At 70.8% G+C, this 26463-nt stretch carries 25 protein-coding genes and 3 pseudogenes; 13 read left to right on the top strand and 15 right to left on the bottom strand.

The annotated features are described in order from the left end of the window. Positions 1–162 precede the first annotated feature (162 nt). A complete protein-coding gene (locus HDA41_RS19590) occupies positions 163–915 on the top strand; it encodes a glycosyltransferase family 2 protein (RefSeq protein ID WP_184985662.1) in 753 nt (250 codons plus the stop codon). Between the two features lie 126 nt (positions 916–1041). Here the strand turns inward: HDA41_RS19590 and HDA41_RS42715 are convergent. The 6 genes and pseudogenes from HDA41_RS42715 to HDA41_RS19565 form a co-directional block, all read right to left on the bottom strand. Beyond that, positions 1042–1226: pseudogene (locus HDA41_RS42715) on the bottom strand (PIG-L family deacetylase); the annotation flags it as partial. A 9-nt stretch (positions 1227–1235) separates the two neighbouring features. After that, a complete protein-coding gene (locus HDA41_RS19585; protein WP_230299497.1) occupies positions 1236–1475 on the bottom strand; it encodes a ferredoxin in 240 nt (79 codons plus the stop codon). 230 nt (positions 1476–1705) lie between these two features. Continuing rightward, positions 1706–2085 (bottom strand): annotated as a pseudogene (locus tag HDA41_RS19580) (transposase); the annotation flags it as partial. Between the two features lie 128 nt (positions 2086–2213). After that, positions 2214–2402 (bottom strand): annotated as a pseudogene (locus HDA41_RS19575) (IS5/IS1182 family transposase); the annotation flags it as partial. Between the two features lie 21 nt (positions 2403–2423). Then, positions 2424–2993, bottom strand: coding sequence for a GNAT family N-acetyltransferase (locus HDA41_RS19570; protein ID WP_184985658.1), 570 nt, complete (start codon positions 2991–2993; stop codon positions 2424–2426). Between the two features lie 151 nt (positions 2994–3144). Next, positions 3145–3630, bottom strand: a complete 486-nt coding sequence (locus HDA41_RS19565; protein ID WP_230299490.1) for a hypothetical protein — start codon at positions 3628–3630, stop codon at positions 3145–3147. Positions 3631–4009: 379 nt separating this feature from the next. Here HDA41_RS19565 and HDA41_RS19560 point away from each other — a divergent pair, with 379 nt between their 5' ends. Beyond that, positions 4010–8089: an nSTAND1 domain-containing NTPase gene (locus HDA41_RS19560; protein ID WP_184985656.1), complete on the top strand. Its 4080-nt coding sequence runs from the start codon at positions 4010–4012 to the stop codon at positions 8087–8089. A gap of 181 nt (positions 8090–8270) precedes the next feature. Here the strand turns inward: HDA41_RS19560 and HDA41_RS19555 are convergent, their stop codons facing one another. Both HDA41_RS19555 and HDA41_RS19550 read right to left on the bottom strand, forming a co-directional pair. Next, positions 8271–8858 (bottom strand): GNAT family N-acetyltransferase, encoded by a 588-nt coding sequence (locus HDA41_RS19555; protein ID WP_184985654.1) that lies wholly within the window; start codon positions 8856–8858, stop codon positions 8271–8273. A 40-nt stretch (positions 8859–8898) separates the two neighbouring features. Continuing rightward, positions 8899–9123, bottom strand: coding sequence for a hypothetical protein (locus tag HDA41_RS19550; RefSeq protein ID WP_184985652.1), 225 nt, complete (start codon positions 9121–9123; stop codon positions 8899–8901). A 101-nt stretch (positions 9124–9224) separates the two neighbouring features. Between HDA41_RS19550 and HDA41_RS19545 the strand changes: the two genes are divergently transcribed. Both HDA41_RS19545 and HDA41_RS19540 read left to right on the top strand, forming a co-directional pair. Then, a complete protein-coding gene (locus HDA41_RS19545) occupies positions 9225–10457 on the top strand; it encodes an IS4 family transposase (RefSeq protein ID WP_184984629.1) in 1233 nt (410 codons plus the stop codon). A gap of 222 nt (positions 10458–10679) precedes the next feature. Further along, positions 10680–11111, top strand: coding sequence for a GNAT family N-acetyltransferase (locus tag HDA41_RS19540; protein ID WP_184985650.1), 432 nt, complete (start codon positions 10680–10682; stop codon positions 11109–11111). A 6-nt stretch (positions 11112–11117) separates the two neighbouring features. On the opposite strand, the gene HDA41_RS19535 is transcribed toward HDA41_RS19540, so the two are convergent. From HDA41_RS19535 to HDA41_RS19525, 3 genes are read right to left on the bottom strand one after another with little or no spacing between them, the layout of a single operon-like run. Further along, the gene (locus HDA41_RS19535; RefSeq protein WP_184985648.1) at positions 11118–11642 is read right to left on the bottom strand and encodes a DinB family protein; all 525 of its coding nucleotides are present in this window, start codon (positions 11640–11642) and stop codon (positions 11118–11120) included. A 9-nt stretch (positions 11643–11651) separates the two neighbouring features. Next, complete coding sequence (locus HDA41_RS19530; RefSeq protein ID WP_184985646.1) at positions 11652–12116, bottom strand: hypothetical protein; 465 nt, start codon at positions 12114–12116, stop codon at positions 11652–11654. Positions 12117–12150: 34 nt separating this feature from the next. Continuing rightward, positions 12151–13017, bottom strand: a complete 867-nt coding sequence (locus tag HDA41_RS19525; protein WP_184985644.1) for a bifunctional DNA primase/polymerase — start codon at positions 13015–13017, stop codon at positions 12151–12153. A 265-nt stretch (positions 13018–13282) separates the two neighbouring features. Between HDA41_RS19525 and HDA41_RS19520 the strand changes: the two genes are divergently transcribed. The 5 genes from HDA41_RS19520 to HDA41_RS19500 all read left to right on the top strand — a co-directional run bounded on the left by HDA41_RS19520 (position 13283) and on the right by HDA41_RS19500 (position 18242). Continuing rightward, positions 13283–14197, top strand: coding sequence for a bifunctional MaoC family dehydratase N-terminal/OB-fold nucleic acid binding domain-containing protein (locus HDA41_RS19520; protein ID WP_184985643.1), 915 nt, complete (start codon positions 13283–13285; stop codon positions 14195–14197). Beyond that, complete coding sequence (locus HDA41_RS19515) at positions 14194–14577, top strand: MaoC family dehydratase (protein ID WP_184985641.1); 384 nt, start codon at positions 14194–14196, stop codon at positions 14575–14577. The genes HDA41_RS19520 and HDA41_RS19515 overlap by 4 nt, the downstream gene beginning before the upstream one ends. Continuing rightward, a complete protein-coding gene (locus tag HDA41_RS19510; protein ID WP_184985639.1) occupies positions 14574–15746 on the top strand; it encodes a lipid-transfer protein in 1173 nt (390 codons plus the stop codon). Before HDA41_RS19515 ends, HDA41_RS19510 begins: the two co-directional genes overlap by 4 nt. Before the next feature lie 133 nt (positions 15747–15879). Further along, positions 15880–16440 (top strand): SigE family RNA polymerase sigma factor, encoded by a 561-nt coding sequence (locus tag HDA41_RS19505; protein ID WP_184985637.1) that lies wholly within the window; start codon positions 15880–15882, stop codon positions 16438–16440. 125 nt (positions 16441–16565) lie between these two features. After that, positions 16566–18242 (top strand): long-chain fatty acid--CoA ligase, encoded by a 1677-nt coding sequence (locus tag HDA41_RS19500; protein ID WP_184985635.1) that lies wholly within the window; start codon positions 16566–16568, stop codon positions 18240–18242. Positions 18243–18648: 406 nt separating this feature from the next. On the opposite strand, the gene HDA41_RS19495 is transcribed toward HDA41_RS19500, so the two are convergent. Together HDA41_RS19495 and HDA41_RS19490 are read right to left on the bottom strand one after the other, a co-directional pair. Next, positions 18649–22020 (bottom strand): caspase, EACC1-associated type, encoded by a 3372-nt coding sequence (locus HDA41_RS19495; RefSeq protein WP_230299739.1) that lies wholly within the window; start codon positions 22018–22020, stop codon positions 18649–18651. Beyond that, positions 21983–22351 (bottom strand): effector-associated constant component EACC1, encoded by a 369-nt coding sequence (locus HDA41_RS19490; protein WP_184985631.1) that lies wholly within the window; start codon positions 22349–22351, stop codon positions 21983–21985. Before HDA41_RS19490 ends, HDA41_RS19495 begins: the two co-directional genes overlap by 38 nt. Before the next feature lie 480 nt (positions 22352–22831). Between HDA41_RS19490 and HDA41_RS19485 the strand changes: the two genes are divergently transcribed. Then, on the top strand, positions 22832–23668 hold the full coding sequence (locus tag HDA41_RS19485) for a protein kinase domain-containing protein (RefSeq protein ID WP_184985629.1): 837 nt from the start codon (positions 22832–22834) through the stop codon (positions 23666–23668). Positions 23669–23675: 7 nt separating this feature from the next. On the opposite strand, the gene HDA41_RS19480 is transcribed toward HDA41_RS19485, so the two are convergent. Then, positions 23676–23999, bottom strand: a complete 324-nt coding sequence (locus tag HDA41_RS19480; RefSeq protein ID WP_311772149.1) for a GntR family transcriptional regulator — start codon at positions 23997–23999, stop codon at positions 23676–23678. Between HDA41_RS19480 and HDA41_RS19475 the strand changes: the two genes are divergently transcribed. Beyond that, positions 23998–24186 carry a hypothetical protein gene (locus HDA41_RS19475; protein WP_184994182.1) on the top strand — a complete coding sequence of 63 codons (189 nt, stop codon included), beginning with the start codon at positions 23998–24000 and terminating at the stop codon, positions 24184–24186. The two genes, HDA41_RS19480 and HDA41_RS19475, sit on opposite strands and share 2 nt — an antisense overlap. Further along, entirely contained in the window at positions 24186–24470 is a 285-nt protein-coding gene (locus HDA41_RS19470; protein ID WP_184985625.1) for a hypothetical protein, read from the top strand. Before HDA41_RS19475 ends, HDA41_RS19470 begins: the two co-directional genes overlap by 1 nt. A gap of 70 nt (positions 24471–24540) precedes the next feature. Here HDA41_RS19470 and HDA41_RS19465 read toward each other — a convergent pair whose 3' ends face one another. Then, entirely contained in the window at positions 24541–25752 is a 1212-nt protein-coding gene (locus HDA41_RS19465) for an MFS transporter (protein ID WP_184985623.1), read from the bottom strand. Between the two features lie 131 nt (positions 25753–25883). Between HDA41_RS19465 and HDA41_RS19460 the strand changes: the two genes are divergently transcribed. After that, positions 25884–26462, top strand: coding sequence for a TetR/AcrR family transcriptional regulator (locus HDA41_RS19460; protein ID WP_184985621.1), 579 nt, complete (start codon positions 25884–25886; stop codon positions 26460–26462). Position 26463 lies beyond the last annotated feature (1 nt).

Below are 26463 nucleotides of genomic sequence, written 5' to 3'. Positions count from 1 at the left end.
GACACCGCCTGCTCGACAGGCGGCTGAGCCGTGGCCTGGACCGGACCAGCCGGCGGATGCCCTCGTCGGCCGGTCCGGCTCCAGGCCTTGGCGAGTCGGCCGGTCACAGGGCTAGGATCACTCCGTAATCCGGGCATCTGTGCAGGTCGCGGGGGTTTTTGAGTGCGCATCGTCGTCGTCACCGCTGTGCACGCCCCGTCGGCCCGGTTTCTTCCGGAGGCCCACACGTCCCTGTGCGAGCAGGGGCTGCCGGAGGGCTGGGAGTGGCACTGGGTGATCCAGGAGGACGGGGAGAGCGAGGCCGTACGGCCGTACGTGCCCGACGACGAGCGGGTGACGTTCCGGCAGGGCCGGGCCGGGGGGCCCGGTGTCGCGCGCACCATCGCGCTGGCGCATGCCGAGGGTGCGTACGTGAAGGTCCTGGACGCCGACGACCAGTTGCCGCCGGGCACGCTCGCGCGGGATCTGGCGGCGCTGGAGGCCGACCGCAGTCTCGGATGGGCGACGTCGCGGGTGCTGGACCTCATGCCCGACGGGTCGACGGTCGGTTTTCCGGGCGACCCCGGCCAGGGGCCCATCGAGCGCGGGGCCGTCTTCGACCAGTGGAAGGCCAACGGCTTCCTCGCACCGGTCCATCCGGCGTCGCTGTTCGTACGGCGGGAGCTGCTGCTCGCCCTCGGCGGCTGGATGGCGCTGCCCGCGTCCGAGGACACCGGGCTGCTCCTCGCGCTGAACGCCGTGAGCCGCGGGTGGTTCTCGGGGGAGGTGGGGCTGCTCTACCGGAAGTGGGAGGGGCAGGTCACCGGGCACAAGGCCCATGTGGACCGGGCCGAGCGCGCTGCCCGGATGGCGGTCGTGGAGGCCAGGGCCAGGGCGTTGGCCGGGCTTCGGTGGCCGTTTCCGGTCGGGCATTGAGCCGGGCCACCGACCTGGGCCGATGACGGCCTATGGCCGCGGCTCCGTCTCCACCGGCGCCGACGCGACAAGGTCGTGGCGGATGTACCACTCCGGGTCTTTCGGGGGCCGACCCTGTGGGACGTAACGCGGGAGTCGGCGTAACCCAGCAGCTGTGGCCAGTTCCGCGGCGCGTGGGGTGTCCGGAGCCCACGTGGCCGTGACGAACGCCGTGCGGGCGCCCCTCGCCGGGTGCCGGGCCAGGGTGCCGCCCGCCGTCAGGGACTCGTCGCCGGGTGGGCGAAGACCGCGAGCAGGCTCGGTACGGGCACCGGTCCTCGCTACGGCCGGTCCGGTGCCGAGGTCCTCGGCGGTGCAGCGCTCGCGTCCGTGATGCTGATGGCCTGGCTGGGGCACTTCTCCGCCGCCTCCAGGACCTCCGGGGCGTCGCCCGTCCGTTCGTGGCCCGGGCGGACGACACCGAATCCGTCGACGAACTCGAAGACCGCCGGGGCCCTGTGGACGCACTCGGCGGAGCCGTAGCAGAGCTCGCGGTCGACAGAGACCTTCTGCCCCTTCATTTCCTTCATCCCCCTCGTTCCCCCACCGGTCGTGCCGGAAGCCGGCAGGACCCGAGGTGTTGACTGCCCAGCACGAGAGCGGCCGAACCGGCCCGGCTGGGAGCGTGGGTCGGTAACGAGCAAGCCTTCGAGGGTTGGTGGTCGGATCTCTGGCGGTCTGGGGTGGTCGGCGGTGTCGGGGCGGGTGCGGGGCGTGGTTGCTGTGGAGGGTGATGCTGCCGCCTGGGCGCTCAGGCTCGGGCGGCGGCCAGGCCGGGGGTCCGACCTGCCCGAAGATCTTTCGCAGGTTGTGGCATGCGGCGAGTAGCCGCCATTCGGCGCGGGCGCCTGCTTCGCCGCGTAGCAGGAGTCTGCGGCCGTCTTGGCAGGTCATGATCTGCCCGAAGACGGGTTCGACGATGGCTTTGCGTTGGGCGTAGGCGGCGCGTCCGGGTTTGGTGTGCAGTTTGCGGGCCATGCGCTCGCGCGCCGTGGCGTCGGCCGGGCTGCGTCCGCGCGGGGCGGGGCTGACGCGTTCGTCGTGGGACAGGCGGCCGGTGGCCATGAAGGTGTCGGTGCCGTGTTCTTCCTTGCGCTCGGCTGCGGCCTGAAGGTTCGCCTCGGAGCAGTAGGGCCTGTCGTTTGGATCAGATCGCAGACGCGGGGCCTGGCACGCGCATCTGCGGCGTTGTCGTCGGTTGCCGATGCTCCGCATCGACGCCCTCCTCCGCCTTGCAGCGTCCCCGGACAGCACACCTAGCCCGCGTCGAGGAGCGCCTGACGTGCGTGGATTCCGGTGTTCGCGGCGGATTGGTCGAGCATGCCGGTGTGGTTGAGTGCGGCGGCGGGATTGGTCGTGACGTCGGCGGCGGTGATGATCTGGTGCGCGTCGTCCACCACGGCCTGGGCGTTGTATGCCTGGATGAACGCGCCGGCCCCGTTCTTCATGGCGTTGAGGCGGCGTCGGGCTCAATCGCCTGATCGACTGCCAAGATCCGCGGACAGCGCCGCGTAGATGTACTCGCTGCCCCAGCGATCCCCGTCGAGGTCGTTCTCGACCAGGTGCGCCTCCCGGCGCATCCCGAGGCGCTCACAGACCCGCACAGACCCGGTGTTCTCCACATCCAGCCGTGCGTAGAGCCGGTGCACGCCCAGCGTGTCGAAGGCAAACCCGGCCAGCGCCGCAGCCGCCTCGGTCGCGTAGCCGTGCCCCTGGTGACCCGGGTCGAGAGTCCAGCCGATCTCGGCCTGGGCGGCGCGGGCATCGGCCAGGGTGAGGCTCACCTCGCCAAGGACGCCGGGCTCATCGCGTCGGCAGACAGCGAGCGCCAGCTTGTCCCCGTCGGCGCGCCAGGCCGTCTGCGCCGCGCGCTCGGCGGCAACCTGCTCGCTGCGCTCACGCGTGTGCGCCGGCCGGTACAAGTAGCGCGCCACGCTCGGCAGGCTCTGGTAGGCGTACAGGTCGTCGGCGTCGCCGGGAGTGAACAGACGCAGTGACAACCGGGCCGTGGTCAACGGCAGCAGCGAGGCGACGTCCATGCGGACCTCCGGGACGCGGATGTGGATCAAGTTGCGGACTGATTTTCGCATCACGGCTGCCCGGCAGCCACGCCTTTTCAAGAGCAGCGCTCGGCAGCCGCACTTCACCACGAGGCGCGGCATTCCAGGAGTTGTTTACTGACCCACGCTCCTAGGTGTGCTGTCCGGCCGCCGCGAGCCAGTGGGCGACCCGGCGTACGGCGGCTTCGTCGAGTCGTTCGACGAGTGCCCGCACGGTCGCGTCGTCCTCGGGGGAGAGGGCGTAGAGGCCCGCCTTGCTCAGCCCGGACATGAGGACCTGGTGGCGGCGGCCGGTCATGCGTTCCGCCAGCTGGGCCGGTTCGCCGGCAGATGGCTCAGGGGCCGACTGGGACGACGCCGCCCGCTTCAGGTGCGTGTCGGACTTCAGGGGCGTCTCGAAGCGGTGCCACGCACCGTCCTTCGGCCCCCACAGGGCGAAGGACACCTCGTCCCCACGCGCGCGCAGCGTCTGTGTCATCTCGCCGAGGGCGTGCAGCACGGGCGAGCGGTGGGGCGACTCCGCGGCTGCCCGCCAGGTCCGCGCGGCCGGGTGGTAGAACATCGCCACCCAGCGCGGGGCGCCCTGCGGTCGTGGGCTCTCGGGACGTGTCTGCACTGTGCTCACCCCTGTACGTCGCTCCGGAAGCGGTACGGCGGGCCGGCCTTGGCAACGGCAGGCGAACGGCAGGCAGACCATAGCTGACGGATCGTCAGTTATCCAGAGCCGGCCAGAGTGGTAGAGCGTCGTCCGATGGGGAGGATCACCACGTCGTCCGGCACCGGTCCCTCCCCTCGTGGGGACCGGTACCGAACGGTGGAGTCACGGTCGTCCGACTGCGCGGGAAGCTGACCGGATCGGTGCGCTGCTGCGTCCGGATCCTGCCAGTTCCGGCCGCCGACAAGGAGTCTCCGGTTCCGGGTGGGCGGTATTACCGCAGGTCAGACGTATAGAGTGAGTTTTCCGGTCCGGACGTCCAGGCGCGGAGATTTAAGGAGTGGACACCTTGGGTTCCGACTCCGGGGCACGCACCGCTTTCGCGGAGCGCCTCGCGCTGCTGTACAAGGAAGCCGGGAACCCTCCACTCAAACGTGTGTCCGAAGCGGTCGTCCGGCTCCAGCGGGTCGACGAACGCGGGCGTCCCGTCCGGGTGTCCGCCCAGCGCATCAGCGACTGGCGCCGGGCACGGAACGTACCCGCTCAGTTCACCGCCCTCGCGGCGGTGCTGCACGTGCTGATCCCCGAGGCGCGGCGGGCGCGGCCCACGCCGGTATCCCCGGGCCTGTACGACCTCGGTCAGTGGCAGCGGCTGTGGGAAGCCGCGGTGGCCGACCCGGTCGGGGAGCGGGGCGCGGCGTCCGCGGAGCAGGAGCGGTCCGCCGCCGAGGGCCCGCCCGCGCCCGGCGGGGTGTGCCCGTACCGGGGTCTGGCCTCGTACCGCCGGGAGGACACCCGGTGGTTCTTCGGCCGGGAGCGGAGCACGGAGGCGCTCGTCGCCCAGCTCCGGGCCGTGGCGGTAACGGGCGGCCTGGTCATGCTCGTGGGGGCGTCGGGGGCGGGGAAGTCCTCGCTGCTGAACGCCGGGCTGGTGCCCGCGCTGCGGGGCGGCGCCCTGAGTGATGGCGCGCCGAGTGACGACGGTGAGGACGGTGACCGTGAGGGCGGCAGTGGCGGCCGGGCCACGGAGGTCGTGCAGCTCGTCCCCGGCGGTGATCCGCTGGCGGAGTTGACCCGGTGCATCCCCGAACTGGAGCCGGTCGTCTCGGCCATGATCACGGCCGGCGAACCCACCGCGGAGGACCCCGTCGTCGCCGCCACGGTGGACCCGCGCGTCCAACGGGGCCGTGACATCCGTGCCGCCGTCGCCGCCTGGGCGCGGCGGGAGGCGCCGGCCGGCGCGCGGCCGGTCGTCATCGTGGACCAGTTCGAGGAGACGTTCACCCTCTGCCCCGACGAGGCGGAGCGGCGTGCCTTCGTCGAGATCCTGCACGCCGTCTGTGCGCCGGGCGGCGACGGCGACCCGGCACCGGCGGTCGTGGTGCTGGGCATACGGGCCGACTTCTACGAGCGCTGCCTCAGATATCCCGAACTGGCCGACGCGCTCCAGCACCGGCACATGGTGCTCGGACCCCTGACCTCCGCGGAGCTGCGCGAGGCGGTGACGGGCCCGGCCAAGGCCGTCGGCCTGGAGCTGGAGCCGGGCCTGGCGGAGCTGATCGTCCGGGAGGTGAGCACCGACGGCCCGCGCGGGGCGCACGACGCGGGCGTGCTGCCGCTCCTCTCGCACGCTCTGCTGGCCACCTGGCAGCGCAGGAAGGCGGGCCGGCTGACGCTCGCCGGGTACCGCGCGGCCGGCGGCATCCAGGGCGCGGTCGCGGCGACCGCCGAGCGGGCCTGGTCCGGACTCGACCCGGCGGCCCGCACGGCGGCCCGGCTGCTCCTGCTCCGGCTGGTCCGGCTGGGGGAGGACACCCAGGCCACGCGCAGGCGGGGCGCCCGGCGTCAGTTGGCGGACGAGTCGACCGATCCGGGCAAGACCGAGGAGTCCCTGGAGGCACTGGTCCGCGCCCGGCTGGTGACGCTCGACGCGGAGACCGTGGAGATCACCCACGAGGCGCTGCTGCACGCCTGGCCGCGGCTGCGCGACTGGATCGACGAGGACCGGCAGGGCAACCTGCTGCGCCAGCGCCTGGAGGAGGACGGCCGGGCCTGGGAGGAGTCGGACCGCGACACCGCACTGCTCTACCGGGGCTCCCGCCTGGAACAGGCCCACGGATGGGCGAAATCCGCCGGGGACACGTTCCTGACCCGGAGCGCGGTGGAGTTCCTGGCCGCCTCGGTCAGGCTGCGCAGGCGCATCATCTGGATCAGCCGAGGCGCGGTGGCGGCCCTGGTGGTGCTGGCGGTGCTGGCCGTCGGAGCGGCCGTGGTCGCCTGGAAGCAGCGGGACGAAGCCGTGTTCGAACAGGTGCTCGCCCAGGCCGATCGCGTCCAGTACACGGACCCGTCGCTGTCCGCGCAGCTCGACCTGGTGGCACACCGGCTGCGGCCGGACGACAAGGGCGCGAACAGCCGCCTGATCTCCATCGTGAACGCCCCGCTGGCCACGCCGCTGGTCGGCCACACCGGCGCCGTCTACCTCACGACGTTCAGCCCGGACGGACGGACCCTGGCCACCGCCAGCTACGACCGGACCGTACGGCTGTGGGACGTGGCCGACCCCAAGCGTCCGAAGCCCCTGGGCAAGCCGCTCACCGGTCACACCAGCTGGGTGAGCAGCGCGGTCTTCAGCCCGGACGGGCACACCCTGGCCACCGCGGCCGACGACGGCACGATCCGGCTCTGGGACGTGACGGACCCGGGCCGCCCGCAGCCGATCGCCCGGCCGCTGACCGGCCATGACGGCACGATCTACCTGATCGCCTTCAGCCCGGACGGACGCACGCTGGCCTCCGTCGGCGACGACCACACCGTACGGCTGTGGGACGTGGCCGATCCGAAGCGCCCGAAGCCCCTGGGCAAGCCGCTCACCGGGCACACGGCCGCCGTGCGCTCGGTGGCGTTCAGTCCGGACGGCCGGACGCTGGCGGCCGGCGGCGACGACGGCACGATCCGGCTGTGGGACGTGACGCGGCCCCGGCGTCCGGAGCCGGTCGGGGAGCCGCTGACCGGCCACACCGACACGGTGCACTCCGTGGCCTTCAGCCCCGACGGCCGGACGCTCGCCAGCGGCAGCGCGGACGACACCGTCCGGCTCTGGAACATGGCCGACCGGCGTCGCCCGGCAGCGATCGGGGCGCCGCTCACCGGCCACACGGGGGCGGTGTGGTCCGTGGCCTTCAGCCCCGACGGAAGCATGCTCGCCGCCGCCAGCGCGGACAGCACGGCGAGTCTGTGGAAGGTCAGTGATCCGGCGTACCCGTCGCAGGTCGGCGGGCCCCTGGCGGGCAGCAGCGGCGAGATGTACGCGCTCGGCTTCAGCCCCGACGGGCGCACCCTCGCCACCGGGACGGGCGACAACAAGGTCCGGCTGTGGTCGCTGCCGACGGCGGACATGATCGGCCGGACGGGAGCGTTCCGGCCGGACGGGCGGGTGCTCGCGACGGCGGCGCTCGACGGACGGGTCCGGCTGTGGGACGTGCGCAAGCCCGGCCGGCCCGTGCCGATGGGCGAGCCGTTCCTGCCGAAGGGCGGCGTACGGTCCCTGGAGTTCTCCACGGACGGCCGCACCCTCGCGGTGGTCACGGGAAACCGGGCCGTGCAGCTGTGGAACGTCGGGGATCCGGACCGCCCTGTCCCCCACGGGTCGCCCATCCCCCTGCGCATCCGGTTCGCCGACCCGCTGGCCTTCAGCCCGGACGGCCGCCTCCTGGCGACCGCCTACGACGACCGCACCGTCCAGCTGTGGGACATCGGCGACCCGTCCCGCCCGCGTCCGCTCGGCGCGCCCCTCACCGGTCACAAGGGGTACGTCAACTCCCTCGTGTTCAGTCCCGACGGGCATACGCTCGCCAGCGGCAGCGCCGACGGCACCATCCGGCTGTGGAACGCGACGGACCCGGGCCGTGCCGTGCTGCGCGGCGCGCCCCTCAAGGGCCATCTCGGAGCCGTCAACGTCCTCGCGTACAGCCCGGACGGGCACACGCTGGCCAGCGGCGGCGACGACAACTCTGTCCGGCTCTGGGACATCGAGGACCCCTCCAGGGCCTCGGAGCGGACGAGCCTCACCGGCCACACGGAGGCGGTCGCCTCCCTGACCTTCAGCCGGAACGGCCGCACCCTGGCCAGCGGCGGCAACGACAGCACCGTCCGGCTCTGGAACGTCTCCGACCCCTCCAAGGCCGGCCCGATCGGCCAGTCGATGAGTCCCAACGCCAAGAGCGGCACTTTCCTGGCGTTCAGCCCGAACAGCCACATGCTCGGGGTGTCGAGCGGCACCGACACCATCCGGCTCTGGAACCTGGACGTCGACGAGGCCGCACGCCGCGTCTGCACGATGACCCGGGGCGTCCTGACGCCGGAGACCTGGCGCGAGTACCTGCCCCGGTTGTCCTACGACCCCCCGTGCGAGCCCTGACGGGGCCGGTGCGCGCAACGGGCCGCGCAATCACGGCAGTTGAGTGATACGAGTCACAACCCCGGCTTTGCTGACGAACAGTCGGTTCCGATGCGCAAGCGCTTGTTACCCTTGGCCATAGCCCGACCGCTGGTGCATCCCCCGTCGCCAGCGGTCGGGCGTTTGCGTGTGCTCGTGGCTTCTATGGGTGCGTCTGGCCGCGCAGGTCGAGCCGCATCAGAACCCGGGGATGGCCGGCCAGCACCGAGGTGGTGTCCGCCGCGTAGCTGAAGCCGGCGCGTTCGAAGTTCTTCCGGAGGCCGGGGTACGCCATCGTCAGGTCGACCTTGGCGTCGCCGTTGTCGAGGGGATACGCCTCGATCGCCGGTGCGCCGTGGGCCCGGGCGAACTCGACGGCGCCGGCGATGAGGGCGTGCGAGATGCCCTGCTTCCGGTGGCCGGGGCGTACCCGGATGCACCACAGCGACCAGACGGGCAGGTCGTCGACGTGCGGGATCTTGCGGTTGCGGGCGAAGGAGGTGGCCGCGCGCGGGGCGACGGCGGCCCAACCGACCGGTTCGCCGCCGTCGTGGGCGAGCACGCCGGGGGGCGGATCGGCGCGGCACAGCTCGGCGACGTATTCACCTCGGGCCGGGCCGCGCAGTTCGTTGTTGAGCTTGGAGGGGATCCGGTAGCTCAGGCACCAGCAGACGTTCGCACCGGGCGTCTTGGGCCCCAGCACGGCACGGACGTCCTCGAAGACCGTGGCCGGCCGAACGTCGATGCTCATGCCACCACGATGTCACGCCGCACGCGGTCGCGCCGCCCGGTCAGGCTCTCGGAGCCGGTGACACGGCCTGGCTGAAGGCGTTGTAGAACGGTTGCGCCATCCCGGTGAGCGTCGAGGCGCCCTGCGCGAACGGCGTGATCGAGTCGATCGCCCCCGACCGGCTGCCACCGCGGCCGGGTTCGGCGGCCAGTGCGGACGAGCCGCCCTGAAGGACGACGAGCGCGACGAGCAAAGCAGCGGAACGGAAGAGCGGACGAGATCGCATGCCCGCATCAACGAACCTCTCCGCCGCTGGTCACAGGCCTGCCGTTAGTGATCTAGGCGCAATACCGGTGACTTTGCTGTCTTCCGATCGTTGGGTGGGGTGTGCCAAGGCCCGGACAGGTGAAGTCCTCAGCAAGCGAGCGGTTCTCGGATCGGATTGCGCTTGGGGTGCTGACCCGGGCGTTTCCGCCTGAGCTGGTGGACGAGGTGATCGCGGAGTGCGGCCGGGCCGAGCAGAGGCAGCGGCTGCTGCCGGCCCGGGTGGTCGTCTATTTCGTGCTGGCCATGTGCCTGTTTGCCGGGCAGGGATACGAGGAGGTCGCGCGGCTCCTCACCCACGGTCTGGAGCGGATGGGCCGGTGGAAGGGAACGTGGCGGGTGCCGACCACCGCGGCAATCGGCCGGGCCCGGCTGCGGCTGGGCCCGGAACCGCTGCGGGCCCTGTTCGACCGGGTGTGCCATCCGGTGGCGACCGAGGAGACGAGCGGGTCCTGGTACCGGGGCTGGCGGCTGGTCGCGGTGGACGGCACTACCTTCGACGTGCCGGACACCGAGGCCAATGCGGCTTTCTTCGGCCGCCCGGGCACAAGCCGGGGACAGGAGAAGAGCGCCTACCCGCAAGCGAGGGTGGCCGCGCTGGTCGAGTGCGGCACCCACGCCGTCTTCGCGGCTGAGGCGGGCCCTTTGGCCGTCCATGAAACTGAGCTGGCCCAGCGCCTGTTCACGGCGCTGAGGCCGGGCATGCTGCTCTTGGCCGACCGGGGCTTTCGCGGCTTCGACCTGTGGCGGGCCGCCGCAGCGACCGGCGCCGACCTGCTGTGGCGGGTCAAGAATGACGCCGTGCTGCCGGTGCGGGCCCTGCTGGAGGACGGCTCCTACCTCTCCGAGATCGTCGCCGCCCGGGACAAGAACCGCCGCCAAGACCCCGCCGCCGTCCGCGTCATCGAGTACACCCTGATCCCCGGCGGCACGGTCTACCGGCTGATCACCACCATCCTGGACCCGAAGGCCGCATCCGCCACCGCCTTGGCCGCTCTCTATGCCCAGCGGTGGGAGATCGAGAACACGCTGGACGAGATCAAGACCCACCAGGGCGGACCCCGCATGGTCCTGCGCTCCCAGCATCCGGCCGGCGTCGAACAGGAGATCTTCGGTTTCCTCCTGGTGCACCACGCCCTGCGAGACCTGATGCACCAAGCCGCGCAGCAGGCGGAGCACGATCCTGACCGGATCTCCTTCACCCGCACCCTGCGCATCGTCCGCCGCCAGGTCACCGACCAGGCGGCGTTTTCCCCCCTCCCGGCTGACCAGGGCCCTGGCCACGGCACTGCGTGAGATCCGCGAACGTCCTCTGCCTCCCCGCCGGTTACGCGCCAACCCCCGCGTCATCAAACGCAAGATGTCCAACTGGAAACTCAAGAGGAGCGAGCACCGCAATCCGTCCCGGCCGGACGCACCCCGCGCAGCCCTGGTCGGGCCGACGAAGCCCAGGCCGACCCGCCGGAAAACCACCTAAATCACTGGTATTGGATCTAGGCGTACGGATACGCTTCCGGCATGGACGTCCGTGTCGAGATCATCCGGGAGCCGGGCGAGGAAGTCGTCGACGCCTTCGGCCGATTGCTTCCGCAGCTGTCCACGACGGCCCGGCCCTTGGACCGGGCGGCGGTCGACCGGATGGTGCGCTGTGACGCCACCACCGTGCTCGTGGCCCGGGCAGGTGGCACGATCGTCGGCACCCTGACCCTCGTGCTGCTGCCCCTGCCGTCCGGGCTGAGGGGCCGCGTCGAGGACGTGGTCGTCGACGACGCGGCGCGCGGGCAGGGCATCGCGGGCCTGCTCATCGAGGAGGCCCTGCGGATCGCCCGCGAGGCCGGAGCCCGGACGGTCGATCTCACCTCCCGGCCGGACCGTACCGCCGCGAACCGCCTCTACGAGCGGCTCGGGTTCCGGGCCCGCGAGTCGACGGTCTACCGCAACGTCCCGTAGAGCTCCTCAGTCCGACGCCGCCCGCAGCAGCCGCAGCTGTCCGATCTCGGTCACGTTCTTCATCAGTTCCGCGTTCACCCAGGCCGCCATGTCCGCGACGGTGTACTGGGGATCGCCCGGCAAGGGGAACGCTGCCGTGGCGTCCAGGTCGGTGTCGGTGAGGTCGTCCAGGACGGCCAGCCACTCGGTGCGCAGGCCGCGCAGCCACTCGATGGTCGGTGTGCCCGCGCCGGGCCATGCGATGTCCGTGCGGTCGCGGGGCGGACGGCCCTGGGTGTGGTCGAGGGCCACGCTCCACCACCAGCCGATGTGCCAGCTCACCCAGGCGATGGTGGGGACGGGCACGGGGTCGGGCTCGGTGTCCGCCCAGTCCGGAACCCAGGTGCCGTCGGGGCCCCTGCGCATCGTCCAGCAGAGCGGCACCGGCTCCCAGAGGAAGTCCTCCGGCTCCAGCCGCTCCAGGTGGTACTCGAACAACGACCAGGTCAACTCGAGCTGCCGGCGCAGCAGTTCCGTGCGGGAAACGCTCATCGGACGACCCTACGCAAGGGCCCGGGCGTCCCGCGCCAGTCCTGCCCAGTCGAGGTCCCGCAGCAGGGGCTCGGCGTCACAGCCCGACGGCAGGCGAGGCGTGGCCTGGAACCAGAGAACGGTGAGACGGGAGCGGTACGCGACCGGGTCGCGGGCCGGATCGAGAGCCGTGGAGTGGAACGTGCCGACGCAGGCCACGGCGGGCAGGACCTCGACGGGCCCGAGTCCGCCCGGGTACTGGTCGGGGTAGGCGCGCGGCGGCGGGACCAGGTGCACCGGCGTGCCGGGGCGGGCCCGCTCGGCGGCGCGCAGCAGACCTCGGATCCGCCGGTCGTTCACCGGCTTGCGGGGATAGCCCTCCAGCAGGTCGCCGTACGTCGACGTGAACCGCAGCTCGGCGAGGTCCACCGAGCGGCCGGAGGCCAGGACGAGGCGGGCGAGCGCCAGGGCCGGCGATGTGGCGTGCTGTTGCATGGAGGTCTTTCGGTGCTCGTGTACGAGGTGTCGCTCATGGCCGGTGCCCCGTCATCCGTGCCGCCGACGCGATCGTCGCCCGGGCCTCGCGCTCGGCCAGGCCGGTGCCCCGCGCGGCCTCGACCAGGGCGTCCACGAGCGCGGGGCCGATGCCGTCCTCGTAGGCCCGGCAGGCCGCCCAGAACAGCCGGGTGTTGCGCTGGCCCTCGTGCGCGGCGAGGACGAACTGGACCAGTCCCTGGCCGTGGCCGCCGGTCGCCGGGGGCGTGGGGTGGTGGGCGCGGGGCGGCGGGAGGAGCAGGCGCAGCAGGGAGCGCGGGCAGGGGGCGGGGGCCAGGTGCGCGGTCCCGGGGGCAGCGGCGTAGACGCCCTGGCCGGTGCGGGAGCCGGGCCCGACGAGGTAGCCGCCGGCGCCCCGGATGTCGATGCCGGGGGCGAGGCGGCCCGCCGAGTTGGGGACGACCACGTCGGGCGGGCCGCTCAGCCACAGGTGACGACCGCCGGACGGGGTCACGACGACCACCGTCGGAGGGATGGTGAACAGGTGCCGCAGGGCCAGCTCGCGCAGGGCCGCCGAGGAGTCCGTGCCGGTCTTCACGTCCAGGTCGATGCCGATCAGATGGTGCGGGGGCAGGCCGCAGGCGATGCCGTAACCGGTCGCCCAGGGCGCCGCGGCGAACAGTTCGCGGATGCGGGCCGGGTCGCTGGAGGCGTCGTAGACCCCGTGGCCGAGCCGGCCGCACTCGCCGTGGCAGGGGGAGGGGGCGGGGTCGTCGCGGTGCGGGGAACGCAGCGCCGGGAGCTTGGTGCGGGACAGGGGGAGGACGGCCAGTCCGCGTTCGGCGGCTGACAGGGCGTGTGCGAGGGCCAGCGTCGTGGCCTGCCGGTCGGTGGTGGCCATGCCTCTAGTTTCGTACGTACGTTCGAAAAAGGAAAGAGGGGACGGGTGTGACGCGCCGGGGCGGAGAGCCGGGCCCTCCGGCCCCACGGCGTCGAGCACCGCATCGGGGCGGTCGGCCACGGTGCGTCCTTGGTTTCGATGCCCTGGAGGGGCAACAGCATGGCAAGTATCCGTACCGCTCGCGTCCTCGCCGCCGTCTCCGCCCTTCCGCTCGCGGCCGCCCGGGCCTTGACGGAACCGCGTATCTGACGGACAGTCAGAAACCGTGAATGGTGAGCCGGAGGTCCACGAGGAGTTCGAGTCGCGCCTGAAGGCCTACGAGGGCCGCCCGGCCGCCGCCACCGGGGTCGGCCGGGACCCCGTCAACGAGCCGATGATCAGGCACTGGTGCGAGGCCATGGGCGACACCAACCCGGCGTACACGGGCCCGGACGCCATCGCTCCCCCCACCATGCTCCAGGCGTGGACCATGGCCGGTCTCTCCCGCCGCCCGGAACGCACGGCGGCGTACGACGAACTCCTCGGCCTGCTCGACGAGTCGGGCCACGACGCGGTCGTAGCCACCGACTGCGAGCAGGAGTACCTCCGCCTCCTGCGCCCCGGGGACGAGATCACCTTCGACTCGGTGATCGAGTCGGTCTCCGGCCGCAAGACCACGAAGCTCGGGCCGGGCTACTTCGTCACCACCCGCACGGACATCAGGGCGGGCGGCGAACTCGCCGGCACCCACCGCTTCCGCATCCTCAAATACGCCCCCGCACGCCGGCCCCAGCCGCCGCGGGAACGCCGCCCCCGCCCCGTCGTCAACCGCGACAACGCCGGCTTCTGGGAGGGCGTGGCGCGCCACGAGCTGCTGATCCAGCGGTGCACCGGCTGCGGCACCCTGCGTTTCCCCTGGCTGCCGGGCTGCAACAGCTGCGGCTGTGCGGAGTGGGACACCGTCGAGGCGAGCGGCGAGGGCACGGTCTACTCGTACGTCGTCATGCACCACCCGCCCTTCCCGGCCTTCGAGCCCCCGTACACGGTCGGGCTGATCGAACTCGCCGAGGGCGTGCGGATCATCAGCAACGTGGTGGAAGTGCCGTACGACAAGGTGCGCGTCGGCATGCCCGTACGGCTCTGCTTCCGGCGGTACGACGACGAACTGGTGCTGCCCGTATTCCAGGGGGTGACGCGATGAACACCGGGGACCGTCTCCCGCCTCTGGAGATCCCGATCACCCGCACCCTGATCGTCGCCGGGGCGATCGCCTCCCGGGACTACCAGGACGTGCACCACGACCCGGAGTCGGCCCGGCAGAAGGGCTCCCCCGACATCTTCATGAACATCCTGACGACCAACGGCCTGGTCGGGCGGTACGTCACCGACCACTTCGGGCCCCGGGCCGAGCTGCGCCGGGTGGCGATCCGGCTCGGCGCGCCCAACCACCCCGGGGACACGATGGTGCTGACGGGCACGGTCGAGGAGGTCGACGGGGACACGGCGACGGTCCGCGTCGCCGGGACGAACGGCATCGGCAAGCACGTGACGGGCACGGTGACGGTGAGGGTTCCGGGATGAGCCTGAGAGGGCGGGACGGACTCGGCGGGCGCGCCGCCATCGCCGGCATCGGGGCCACCGAGTTCTCCAAGGAATCCGGCCGCAGCGAACTGCGGCTGGCCGTCGAGGCGGTGCGCGCGGCCCTCGCGGACGCGGGGCTGACGCCGGCGGACGTGGACGGGATGGTCACGTTCACCATGGACACCAGCCCTGAGATCACCGTCGCCCAGGCGGCGGGCATCGGCGAACTCTCCTTCTTCTCCCGGATCCACTACGGCGGCGGCGCGGCCTGCGCCACCGTCCAGCAGGCGGCCCTGGCGATCGCCGCGGGCGTGGCGGACGTGGTCGTGTGCTACCGGGCGTTCAACGAGCGCTCGGGCCGCCGCTTCGGCTCCGGGGTGCGGCACCGGGAACCGTCGGCGGAGGGCGCGGCGCTCGGCTGGGCGCTGCCGTTCGGCCTGCTCACCCCGGCCTCGTGGGTGGCGATGGCGGCCCGGCGCTACCTCCACACCTACGGGCTGACCCCGGAGGCCTTCGGGCACGTGGCCGTCGTCGACCGCACGTACGCGGCGACCAACCCGGCGGCCTACTTCCATGGTCGGCCCATCACCCTGGCCGACCACGCCGCGTCCCGCTGGATCGCCGAACCGCTGCGGCTGCTGGACTGCTGCCAGGAGACGGACGGCGCTCAGGCGCTCGTCGTCACGTCCGTGGAGCGGGCTCGCGACCTGCCGCACCCGCCCGCCGTGATCGCGGCGGCCGCCCAGGGCGCCGGACGCGCGCAGGAGCAGATGACCAGCTTCTACCGCGACGACCTGACCGGCCTGCCCGAGACGGCGGTGGTGGCCCGGCAGCTGTGGCGGACCTCGGGGCTCGCGCCCGCCGACATCGACGTGGGCATCCTCTACGACCACTTCACACCGTTCGTGCTGATGCAGCTGGAGGAGTTCGGCTTCTGCGGCCCCGGCGAGGCACCGGACTTCGTGGCCGAGGAGCGCCTGCCGCTCAACACGCACGGCGGTCAGCTGGGGGAGGCGTACCTGCACGGGATGAACGGGGTGGCGGAGGCCGTCCGGCAGATCAGAGGGACGGCCGTGAACCCGGTACCGGGCGCGGAGCGGGTCCTGGTGACGGCGGGGACGGGCGTGCCCACGTCGGGGCTCGTACTGACCACCGACCCGCACGGGTGAACCCCCAGTACCCCGACTCCTCCGCTCCACCTACAGGAGGTGCAGCGGGCCCTACCCCTACAACCTGAGGGGGACCCCGCTTCGGGACCTGCGGCCGATCCGCTGGAGGAGGCCCCGCTCATAGCGTTGGGTCATGACCACACTCGTCTGCACCAGCGCGTCGAAGGCCGCTGCACCAGCGGCGCAGACCCTTCCGTACCCGTCGTTCTCCTCGTACGTCAGGGCCCGCCAGCCGGTGCTGCTGCGTACCGCCCGCTCGCTCACCGGCAACCCGAGCGACGCCGAAGACCTGTTGCAGACCGCGCTCGCCAAGACGTACGTCGCCTGGGAGCGCATCGAGGACCACCGCGCCCTCGACGGCTATGTGCGCCGGGCGCTGCTGAACACGCGGACGTCGCAGTGGCGCAAGCGCAAGGTCGACGAGTTCGCGTGCGACGAGCTGCCCGAGCCCGAGCCGGTGTCCGGCGGCGACGACCCGGCCGAGCAGCAGGCGCTGCGCGACGCGATGTGGCGGGCGATCATGCGGCTGCCGGCCCGGCAGCGGGCGATGGTGGTCCTCAGGTACTACGAGGACCTCAGCGAGGTCCAGACGGCCGAGGTGCTCGGCGTCTCGGTGGGCACGGTGAAGTCGGCCGTCTCCCGCGCGCTCGGCAAGCTCCGTGAGGACGCTGAGCTGGGGCTTGTCCGTAGTTGAGCGGATGTGTCGGCCGCCGGTGATCGGTACCGTCGGCAGCCGTGGCCTGATCGATCACCCGGTCCTAGTGACATACCGCGTGGTATGTGCGCAGAATCAGCGCAACTCTTACCACCGCGCAGGCAATGTCGCCCCGGGAGGACGCCGTGCTGAGCACCATGCAGGACGTACCGCTGCTGATCTCAAGGATCCTGACCCACGGGTCGACGATCCACGGGGCATCACAGGTGACCACCTGGACCGGTGAGGACGAGCCGCACCGCCGCTCTTTCGCCGAGGTCGGCGCCCGCGCCGCCCAGCTCGCGCACGCCCTGCGCGAGGACCTCGGCGTCGCCGACGACGACCGGGTCGCCACCCTGATGTGGAACAACGCGGAGCATGTGGAGGCCTACTTCGCGATCCCCTCCATGGGCGCGGTCCTGCACACCCTGAACCTCCGGCTCCCGCCCGAGCAGCTGGTCTGGATCGTCAACCACGCGGCCGACCGCGTGATCATCGCCAACGGTTCGCTGCTCCCCCTGCTCGCCCCGCTGCTCCCGCACCTGAAGACGGTCGAGCACGTGGTCGTCTCCGGCCCCGGGGACCGCTCCCTGCTCGCGGACGCGACCGCGCGGGTCCACGAGTACGACGACCTGATCGCCGGGAAGCCGACGTCGTACGACTGGCCGGAGCTGGACGAGCGCCAGGCCGCCGCCATGTGCTACACCTCCGGCACCACCGGCGACCCCAAGGGCGTGGTCTACAGCCACCGCTCCATCTATCTGCACTCCATGCAGGTCAACATGGCCCAGTCGATGGGCCTGACCGACGAGGACACCTCGCTGGTCGTGGTGCCGCAGTTCCACGTGAACGCCTGGGGGCTGCCGCACGCGACCTTCATGACCGGCGTGAACCTGCTGATGCCGGACCGCTTCCTCCAGCCGGCCCCGCTCGCCGCGATGATCGAGAGCGAGAGGCCGACCCATGCCGCCGCCGTCCCGACCATCTGGCAGGGCCTGCTCGGCGAGCTGACCGCGCACCCCCGTGACGTCTCCTCCCTCACCCAGGTCACCATCGGCGGCTCGGCCTGTCCGCCGTCCCTGATGGAGGCCTTCGACAAGCTGGGCATGCGCGTCTGCCACGCCTGGGGCATGACGGAGACGTCCCCGCTCGGCACGATCGCCCGTCCCCCGGCCGGTGTGGCCGGCACGGAGGAGGAGTTCGCCTACCGTCTCACCCAGGGCCGCTTCCCGTCCGGCGTCGAGGCCCGGCTGACCGGCCCGGGCGGCGAACGCCTTCCCTGGGACGGCGAGTCGGCCGGCGAGCTGGAGGTGCGCGGCCCGTGGATCGCCGGCGCCTACTACAACGGCCCGGGCGCCGACCCCCTGCGCCCCGCCGACAAGTTCAGCGAGGACGGCTGGCTCAAGACGGGCGACGTGGGGACGATCTCCGCCGACGGCTACCTCACCCTCACCGACCGGGCCAAGGACGTCATCAAGTCCGGCGGCGAGTGGATCTCGTCGGTGGAGCTGGAGAACGCCCTCATGTCCCACCCCGAGGTCGCCGAGGCGGCCGTCGTCGCCGTCCCCGACGAGAAGTGGGGCGAGCGCCCCCTGGCCACGGTCGTCCTCAAGGAGGGCTCCACCGCCACCTTCGAGACCCTGCGCACCTTCCTCGCCGACGAGGGCGGGATCGCCAAGTGGCAGCTCCCGGAGCGCTGGACGGTCATCGAGGCGGTGCCGAAGACGAGCGTCGGCAAGTTCGACAAGAAGGTGCTGCGCAGGCGGTACGCCGAGGGGGAGCTGGACGTGACGCGGCTCTGATCCTGCCGAGCTGCCCCTGGAGTCGCTGGTGACGCCTGGGGACTTTGCTGCTCCATGCCGACAACATCAGGGCCCCCGGGGCTCTCTGGGGGCCCTGATCAGTGCGTACTTGGCAAGATTCGAACCTGCAACCTTCTGATCCGTGGGATCGGGCAGAGGGTCGTGCACGCTACCGACAGCCTCTGATCCCGATCGCCCAGCTTCGCGATCGAGTGCGAGCGTGTGCCGTCGTTGCCGTCAGAACTGCCGTCAGGTTGAAGCTTCACACCATCGCCGGGTGTCCGTTCCCGTCCCCGACAAAGCCACTTCAGCCCAAGCCGCTCCACCGACGGCGAGGCAAGCTCGACAGGTACGGCACTGACGTACCCCAGCTGCCGCAGACGGAGTCGACCACTCCCCCGGTGCTCTACCGCGACTCGATGCCGCAGAGTTCGTCGATAGCTTGTTGGCAGAGATCGGCCCTCTTGGTGATGCCAAGCTCGGCGTAGAGACTCCTCGCTCTGCGAAGTCCGTCCAAGGCTTCATGATGCTGGCCTTGCACCTGGTGGATCTCACCGAGGCCCTGCGTGGCATCGGCCTGGCCGAGGCGGTCACCGAGAGCCTGGTAGATGGCCAGGGCCTCCTCGAAGGCAGCAGTGGCTTCCTCGTACCGGCCCTGCATCTGGTGGATCTCACCGAGGCCCTGCCTGGTGCCGGCCTGGCCGAGGCGGTCACCGAGAGCCTGGTAGATGGCCAGGGCCTCCTCGAAGGCAGCAGTGGCTTCCTCGTACCGGTCCTGCAAGCTGTGGATCTCACCGAGGCCCTGCATAGTGCCGGCCTGGCCGCTGCGATTGCCGAGGGCGCGGTAGATGGCCAGGGCCTCCTCGAAGGCAGCAGTGGCTTCCTCGTACCGGCCCTGCACCTGGTGGATCTCACCGAGGCCTTGCATAGCGCCCGCCTGGCCGAGGCGGTCACCGAGAGCCTGGTAGATGGCCAGGGCCTCCTCGAAGGCAGCAGTGGCTTCCTCGTACCGGCCCTGCACCTGGTGGATCTCACCGAGGCCCTGCATAGTGCCGGCCTGGCCGCTGCGATTGCCGAGGGCGCGGTAGATGGCCAGGGCCTCCTCGAAGGCAGCAGTGGCTTCCTCGTACCGGCCCTGCACCTGGTGGATCTCACCGAGGCCCTGCGTGGCATCGGCCTGGCCGCTGCGGTCACCGAGAGCCTGGTAGATGGCCAGGGCCTCCTCGAAGGCAGCAGTGGCTTCATCATTCCGGCCCTGCATGCGGTGGATCCCGCCGAGGCCCTGCGTAGCGCCCGCCTGGCCGCTGCGGTCACCGAGAGCCTGGTAGATGGCCAGGGCCTCCTCGAAGGCAGCAGTGGCTTCATCATTCCGGCCCTGCATGCGGTGGACCTCACCGAGGCCCTGCCTGGTGCCGGCCTGGCCGAGGCGGTCACCGAGAGCCTGGTAGATGGCCAGGGCCTCCTCGAAGGCAGCAGTGGCTTCCTCGTACCGGTCCTGCATGCGGTGGACCTCACCGAGGCCCTGCCTGGCGTCGGCCTGGCCGAGGCGGTCACCGAGAGCCTGGTAGATGGCCAGGGCCTCCTCGAAGGCAGCAGTGGCTTCCTCATTCCGGCCCTGCATGCGGTGGATCTCACCGAGGCTCACCGTGGCACCGGCGTGGTGGAGGGAAGCGGGGGAGGTGGTGCCTAGGATCTTCTGGAAGAGTTCCTGAGCTTCGATGTATCGATCATCCAGATAAAGCGAGGTACCGACGGATTGTAAGAAGTCGGCCGCTTGCGGCCAGTTGTCCGTACTGGAGGAGCGCGCGGCGGCTTGGAGTTCCTGTGCATGTGCATCGAGCCACTGGCGTGCGCTTCGCACGTCTTGATCATTATGGCGCGCGCTAACACGCAGAACGTCCCGGGCTTGGTGGAGCCTGATGTGTAGGTGCCGATAGAGCCGTTGCCTGCTGACCTGTTCCTCGTCTTGGGCAGTGTGAATTGCGGCCGTTTGGCGAGCGTAGCTGAGGCTACTGTCGTGGAGGCCATAGCGGTTGCTTTGACGGGTCAGGAGCTGTTCAATTTCGGCGAGCCGGACCTCGATCTCGTGTTCCGGGCGTTGGGCCATGGCGGCGAGGGAATCGGGAGCGAAATCGGGTCCGGGGTGCCAGGCACACTGGTGGATCAAGTTGCGCAGGTCGGCGTCGAGGGTGTCGTAGGCGCTCGTGAAGGCGGCGCGCTCCGCAGCGTCAAGGCTAGGGAAGGCGGCGTAGCGCTCCGGACCGGCCAGCGAGGCGAGGATGGCGGCAGGGGAGGCGCCGCGCAACAGGCGGGTGCCGACCGGCCCCAGGGCCAGGGGACTGCCGCTAATGCGGTCAGCGATCTGGTCGAGACTGCCAGTGTCCTGGGGCACGCCCATCTTGTGCCAGACGGTGACGCAGTGAACGGCTGGCAGAGGGCGCAGTTCACATCGCCAGTGGGCGCCGAGCTCCGGCAGTTCGGAGCGGCTGGAGATCAGAACCGCGCTCGGCGACCCGGCGGAGGGCAGCAGCGGGGCTAGTTGCCTTGCATCACGGGCATTGTCCAGCAGCAGCAGTACTGCATGCTGCTTGAGGAACAGGCGCCAGGTTTCGGCCCGTGCGCTCAGATCTTCCGGAATGAGGTCAGGACCGTAACCCATGTGGTGAAGTTGCTCGGCAATGACCATGTGTGGGTCACGAGTCTGTTCGCCGGGTGTCCAGCCCCGTAGGTCGACCTCCAGGCAGCCGCCAGGGAAGTTCGGGGCAAGGCGGGCGGCTGCGGCCCGTAGTAGTTCACTCTTGCCTTGGCCGCCGCGTCCATGCACGAGGCACACCGAAGCCGGCTGCCTGGCCGCGCGTTCCAGTGCCTCAAGCTCGTCTTGACGACCAGTGAAATACGGTGTGGCCGCATAGGCGGTGTGCACCGTTACCTGCACGGTGGGGGCAGGGGGTTCTAAGGATGGGGTTGGTGGGGAGACTGCCGGTGGAGTGTGGGCCTGGTTGGTTGCAAGAGGGATCCGGTGGCCGTCATCCCGGGTACTCATCCGGGGGATCGGCACCCGGTGGCCGTCCAACGTGCGCCCTTTCAATCGCCCGCGCAGGGCTTCGTAGACGTCGGCCATGGTCAGCACAGCGAGGTGTTCGCCTCGTCTGCCCTCGGTAAGTTCCCCGGACAGGCCGTCGCGCAGGAGAAGGGTCAGCTCGCGTGTGAAGACGCTGCCGTCAGGTAGGCACAACGACCGCTCGGTCTCGGCGGACGAGGTCAGCACGCAAGCGCCTTCAATCTCGAAGTCCGCAGCGGTCCGGCTGCCTTCCTGCCCGGCCATGGGCAGGGCGGCGCCACTGAAACAGCAGTCGACGATCACGACGCGGTGCCGGGCCTGAGAGCCAGCCACGATTGCCCGTATCTCATCGTAGGCAACCGAGTGGTGCGGGCGGTCCGGGCGGGACGCCTCGGTTCCCAGTAACAGAGTGCGACCGTCACGACCAAAGTGACCGTGACCGGCGTAGTACACCAGCAGTAGACCACGCGCGTGATCCGCAGCGTCCTGCACGGCGTCCAGCAACACCGTCGGTGTGCTGTTGGAAGGCACCGCCACACAGTGCTCGCCAGCGAACCCGCCTGCCTCTTTTGCGGTCAGCAAATTCCGCAGGGCGGGCACGTTGTGCCGGACGCCGTCCAGTGCTGGCAAGTGCTTATACGCATGGACACCGAACAACACTGCGCGGGAAGCGGTCTGATCAAGCATCATCAGGACGACCGGGGGCCACACCGTCATCGTCACCGTGTAGCCGTCGTAGCAGCTCCGCAAGTTCCTCTGCGGAGAGGTGTCCGATGTCAATCGTGCTGTCGCCGTGCATCAGCGTCCTTGCCCCGCCGACCGCGCCCCTCGGCCGGGTGGTGCGCCACGTCGCGTAGGCCACGGCAAAGTTCGCGATGTTGGTCGCGTTGCCGAGAAGCACGTCAAGTGCTTCCAGCACGCTCATGGTCGGGCCTTCACCGGTCACTGCTTCAACGGGCAGCCCCGCTGTACCGGGATCACGGCCCAGCCACGAACGAAGATCCGTTAGCGCCCGTTCGTCGCCCTCGGCCAATAGCTGGATGTGCATGACCCCGCCCCCATATGCCACTTCTTCACGGTGGATCCAGGATAGTGGCGGCGTGGCTCTTAAGGAGACGGTCTTTCAGCGTCACTTGCCACCTGCCGACGCACAGCAGTACAGGTCTGACTGATCAGGAGAAACCGCCGCTTCTTACGGTACAAGAACGCTCGCCCATCGTCGGCTCCTAAGCCCATGGCGTACGACATTGCCTTGCGCAAGCTCCGTGCTGCCATGCGAGTTTCACTGTGCCCTGCCTTCGACTAGGTCTGACAGCAAGGTCGTGCCAGGCCGTGCGGGGAACACCGGGCAACTGGTCGACCACCCACCAGGCGGTAACACCACTCAGTTACAGGCCAGCAGCGTTCTCCTCCCTAGATCGCCTTAGTGACTGCGGCCGCCCGTACGGCCAGGCGTAGCACAAGACAGCAGCGGCGCGGCCGGCCTCGACTCGTGGTCGGCCGCGTTCGCCCGGAAGGAGAACAGACGTTGTCCGGCTCACCCTCTGAACTGCCGATCGTGGTGCTCGACGCCCTCATGCCCACGTCTCAGCGCCTGGTCCTGGACCGTCGGGGTTCCATGGTCTGGGAGGTGCAGAGCCATCGAGGTCACTACGCCGTCAAGGTCGGCTACCCGATCGAGGCTACGGCCGACTGGCCCGCCCAGCCCTGGACCGCCCTCGCGCCCGCATGCGAAGGAGCCGTGCTGCACCGTCTCGGCTTCGACGACTTCGCGTACGGAGAATGGGAGCACGGGACGTGGAACTTCCAGCCGTGGCATGAAGGGCCGGACCTGTACCGACTGTGGGAGCCCTGCCGTAGCAAAGGCTCGTCCCTCGCACCGCACGCCAGCGTGGCGCTGAGCTGTGTCGAGGCGCTGGCCGAACTGCACGCCAAGGGCTGGGCCCACGGCGACGTACAGCCCGCCCACTTCATCGTCGGGCCGGAGCGGACGCATCTCATCGACCTGGCTCTAGCCCGAGGTGGGCACGTCCCCGAGGGGTACGACTTCCCGTTCCGCGGCTGCCTCGTCCACTACGAAGCACCGGAGATCGCGCGCAGCGTGCTCGCCACGGGGGGAGCCGAGCCCACGCCGGAAGCCGACATCTACGCTCTCGGTGCCTCTCTGCTCATCTCGGCCACCGGTTGGCGGGCTGTCGAGTACCCGGACGACGCTCCACGCACCTTCCAGAGAGAGGCCGTGGCCAACGGCAGACGCCGCCCCGTGAAGGCGCCCGGTGAGCTGGGCGACTTGATCGAGGCGATGCTCAGCCATGCTCCCGAAGACCGGCCGACCATCTACGAGGTAGCCAAAGCCCTGAGCTGAGTCCTGTCTACGTGACTTCTTCGACGCCGGCCTTCTCGGCCTTCTCGGCGACGAACGAGCCGAGCCCGGGCTCGGTGTACGTCAGCCCCTCCTCCCGCAACGCCCGGAGCACCTTGTGCGCCGTCGCGTTGGCGATTCCGAACTCCGAGGTGAGCTGCACGACGGATGGCACGCGGGTACGCGGAGGGTAGGTACCGTCCGCGATCCGGCGGCGAACCACTTCGGCCACCTGCCGCCACCGAGGAATGTCAGGAACGAACTCGATCACACCCCCAGCATGCGCATGCTTGGACCACCGTGCGATACAGGGAATGCCTAGTATCCCTAGCATGCCTCAGGACGACGCTCCACTGGACGGCGCGGCGATCAGGACCGTACGTCCTTACCTGCTCGCCCATGAGCAACGTCAGCGTCGGCGTGAACTCGCGGTGGCCGAACGGGCTGGTGCAGGCGCCATGACCACGCCGGACCGAGCCGTGGCCGGCCCGTATTGCCTTCACGTGTCGGAGGCCGCCTGATGCCGGACGAGCCCCGTCTGCTTCCTTGGCCCGGCCCTGAGGGCAAACACAGCTACGTGATCAGCGACCGCCACGGCGGCCCGGTCTCCCGACTCGCCGATGCCGCGGAGTCGGTTCAACTCCAGATGGGCAACCAACTCGTCGACCACGCCCTCGCCTTGCTCCCCGACACCCAGCCCGGCGACCTCCGCTACCTCGCCGAGCGCCTGACCGAGGCATTGCGGGACGCCCTCCGTATCGCGGAGAGCCGAGGCCGGCGCCTGACCGACCCGAGCAAGCCATAGCTACGTCATGTGCGCCGGACCGACTCCATAGTTCTGTCCGGCGCACCGGGGCCCGCCCGACCGCAGGGTCTCACCGCCGCGACCAGCTCAACCCCCACCCCAACGCCAGCCACACCGCCGCCACCCCGCACACCCCGCCCCAGCCGAAGTGGCTGAAGGCGAACCCGGCGAGAGCCGAGGCGCCGGCACCACCCGCGAAACCGGCGACCACATAGGCGGTGTTGGCGGTGGCCGGGGTGGAGGTGGCGGTCAGGGCGAGGGTCTGATTGGCGACGTGGGAGGCGACGAGCGCCGCGTGGATCAGCACGGCGGCGGCGAACAGCGCACCCAGCACCTGCCCGCCCAGCCAGAACAGCGGCACGGACACGGCGGCGAGCAGATACGCCGACCGCACGACACGCGCCGCGCCGAACCGGTCCACGAGCCCGCCGGCCGGCGGTGCCATCGCAGTCGCCGTCAGCCCGAACAGCCCGAACAGCCCGGCCGTCGCGGTGGACAGCCCGTACGCCGGCCCGGTCAGCAGCAGGGCGAGCGAGGTCCACAGCGCGCTCCACGCCCCGAACATCCCGGCCTGCCGCAGGCAGGCGCGCCACAGGTCGGGCGACTGGCGCAGCACGGAGGGCAGCGCGGCGAGTCCGGCGAACAGCGAGCCGTCCCGCCGCCGCTGTGACGGCAGGACGAGGGCGGTCGCGAGCCCCAGGACGAGGGTGAGCACGGCGGCGCCCGCGAACACCCAGCGCCAACCGAAGGCCTGCCCGGCCAGTCCGCCCAGCACCCGGGCGGCGACGATGCCGGTGAACAGGCCCGCGATCACGGCCGCGACATGGCGGGCACGCCGCTCGGCCGGGGCGCGTTCGGCGACCAGCGGGACGAGCAGCTGCGGGATGACGGTCGCGGCCGAGGCGACGAACACGGCGACCGCGAGGGCGGTGACACCCGGGGCGGCCGCACTGGCGGCCAGCGCGACGGTCGTGACGAGCGTGAGCCCGCCGACCAGCCGGCGCCGGTTCGCACTGTCGCCGAGGGGGGCGAAGAACAGCAGGCCGACCGCGTAGCCGAGCTGCGCGACCGAGGCGATCCAGGCGACGGCCGAGGGCGCCGAGCCGAAGTCGCGGGCCATGAGCGAGAGCAGCGGCGCGGCGAGGTAGATGTTCGCGGCGGTGACCGCGCTGCACACGGCGATCAGGGTGAGGAAGAGACCGGGGGCGGGCGTGCGCGCCTGACCCTCGGGCGCCGTGCCGGCCCGGCGGGACGTGGTCGTGGCTGTGGTCGCTGACGGCATGGGAGGAGGAACTCCTTGGAGTCGGCTCTAACAACTAACTGGTTGGTTGGATAACGGGGCAACAGCGTGGACCGTCCTTCGATTCCCTGTCAACCAAACAGTTGGTTACCTGACGCGTTACCCTCTCCCCCATGGCAGCAAGGGACCCCGAGGCCACCAAAGCCCGGATCTTCGAGGCGGCGGTCGCCGAGTTCGCCCGGCACGGCATCGCCGGCGCCCGCATCGACCGCATCGCCGCCGAGGCGAAGGCCAACAAGCAGTTGATCTACGCCTACTTCGGCAACAAGGCGGAGCTGTTCGCGATCGTCCTCGAGAAGAAGATGCTCCACCTCGCCGAGGCCGTCCCCGTCGACCCGGACGACATCGAGGGCTGGGTCGACCGCCTGATGGACTACCACGCCGCCCACCCGGAGCTGCTGCGCCTGCTCTTCTGGGAGGGCCTGGAGTACGGCAACACCGAACTGCCCCACGAGTCCGACCGCCAGCAGCACTACGCCCGCAAGGTCGCCGCCCTCCGGGAGGGTCAGGACCGGGGCGTCGTCACCGACGCCATTCCGGCGGCCGACCTGCTGTTCCTGCTGACGGCCCTGGCCAACTGGACCGCGGTCGTGCCGCAGATGCGGCGCATCCTGGTCGGCGGCGAGGACCCCGACCGGGACCGCCTGCGCACCTCGGTCAAGGAGGCGGCCCGCCGCCTCACGGCCCGATAGG

This window comes from Streptomyces caelestis (assembly GCF_014205255.1).
GTDB lineage: Bacteria > Actinomycetota > Actinomycetes > Streptomycetales > Streptomycetaceae > Streptomyces > Streptomyces caelestis.
This window is presented reverse-complemented; position numbering and strand designations above follow the sequence as displayed.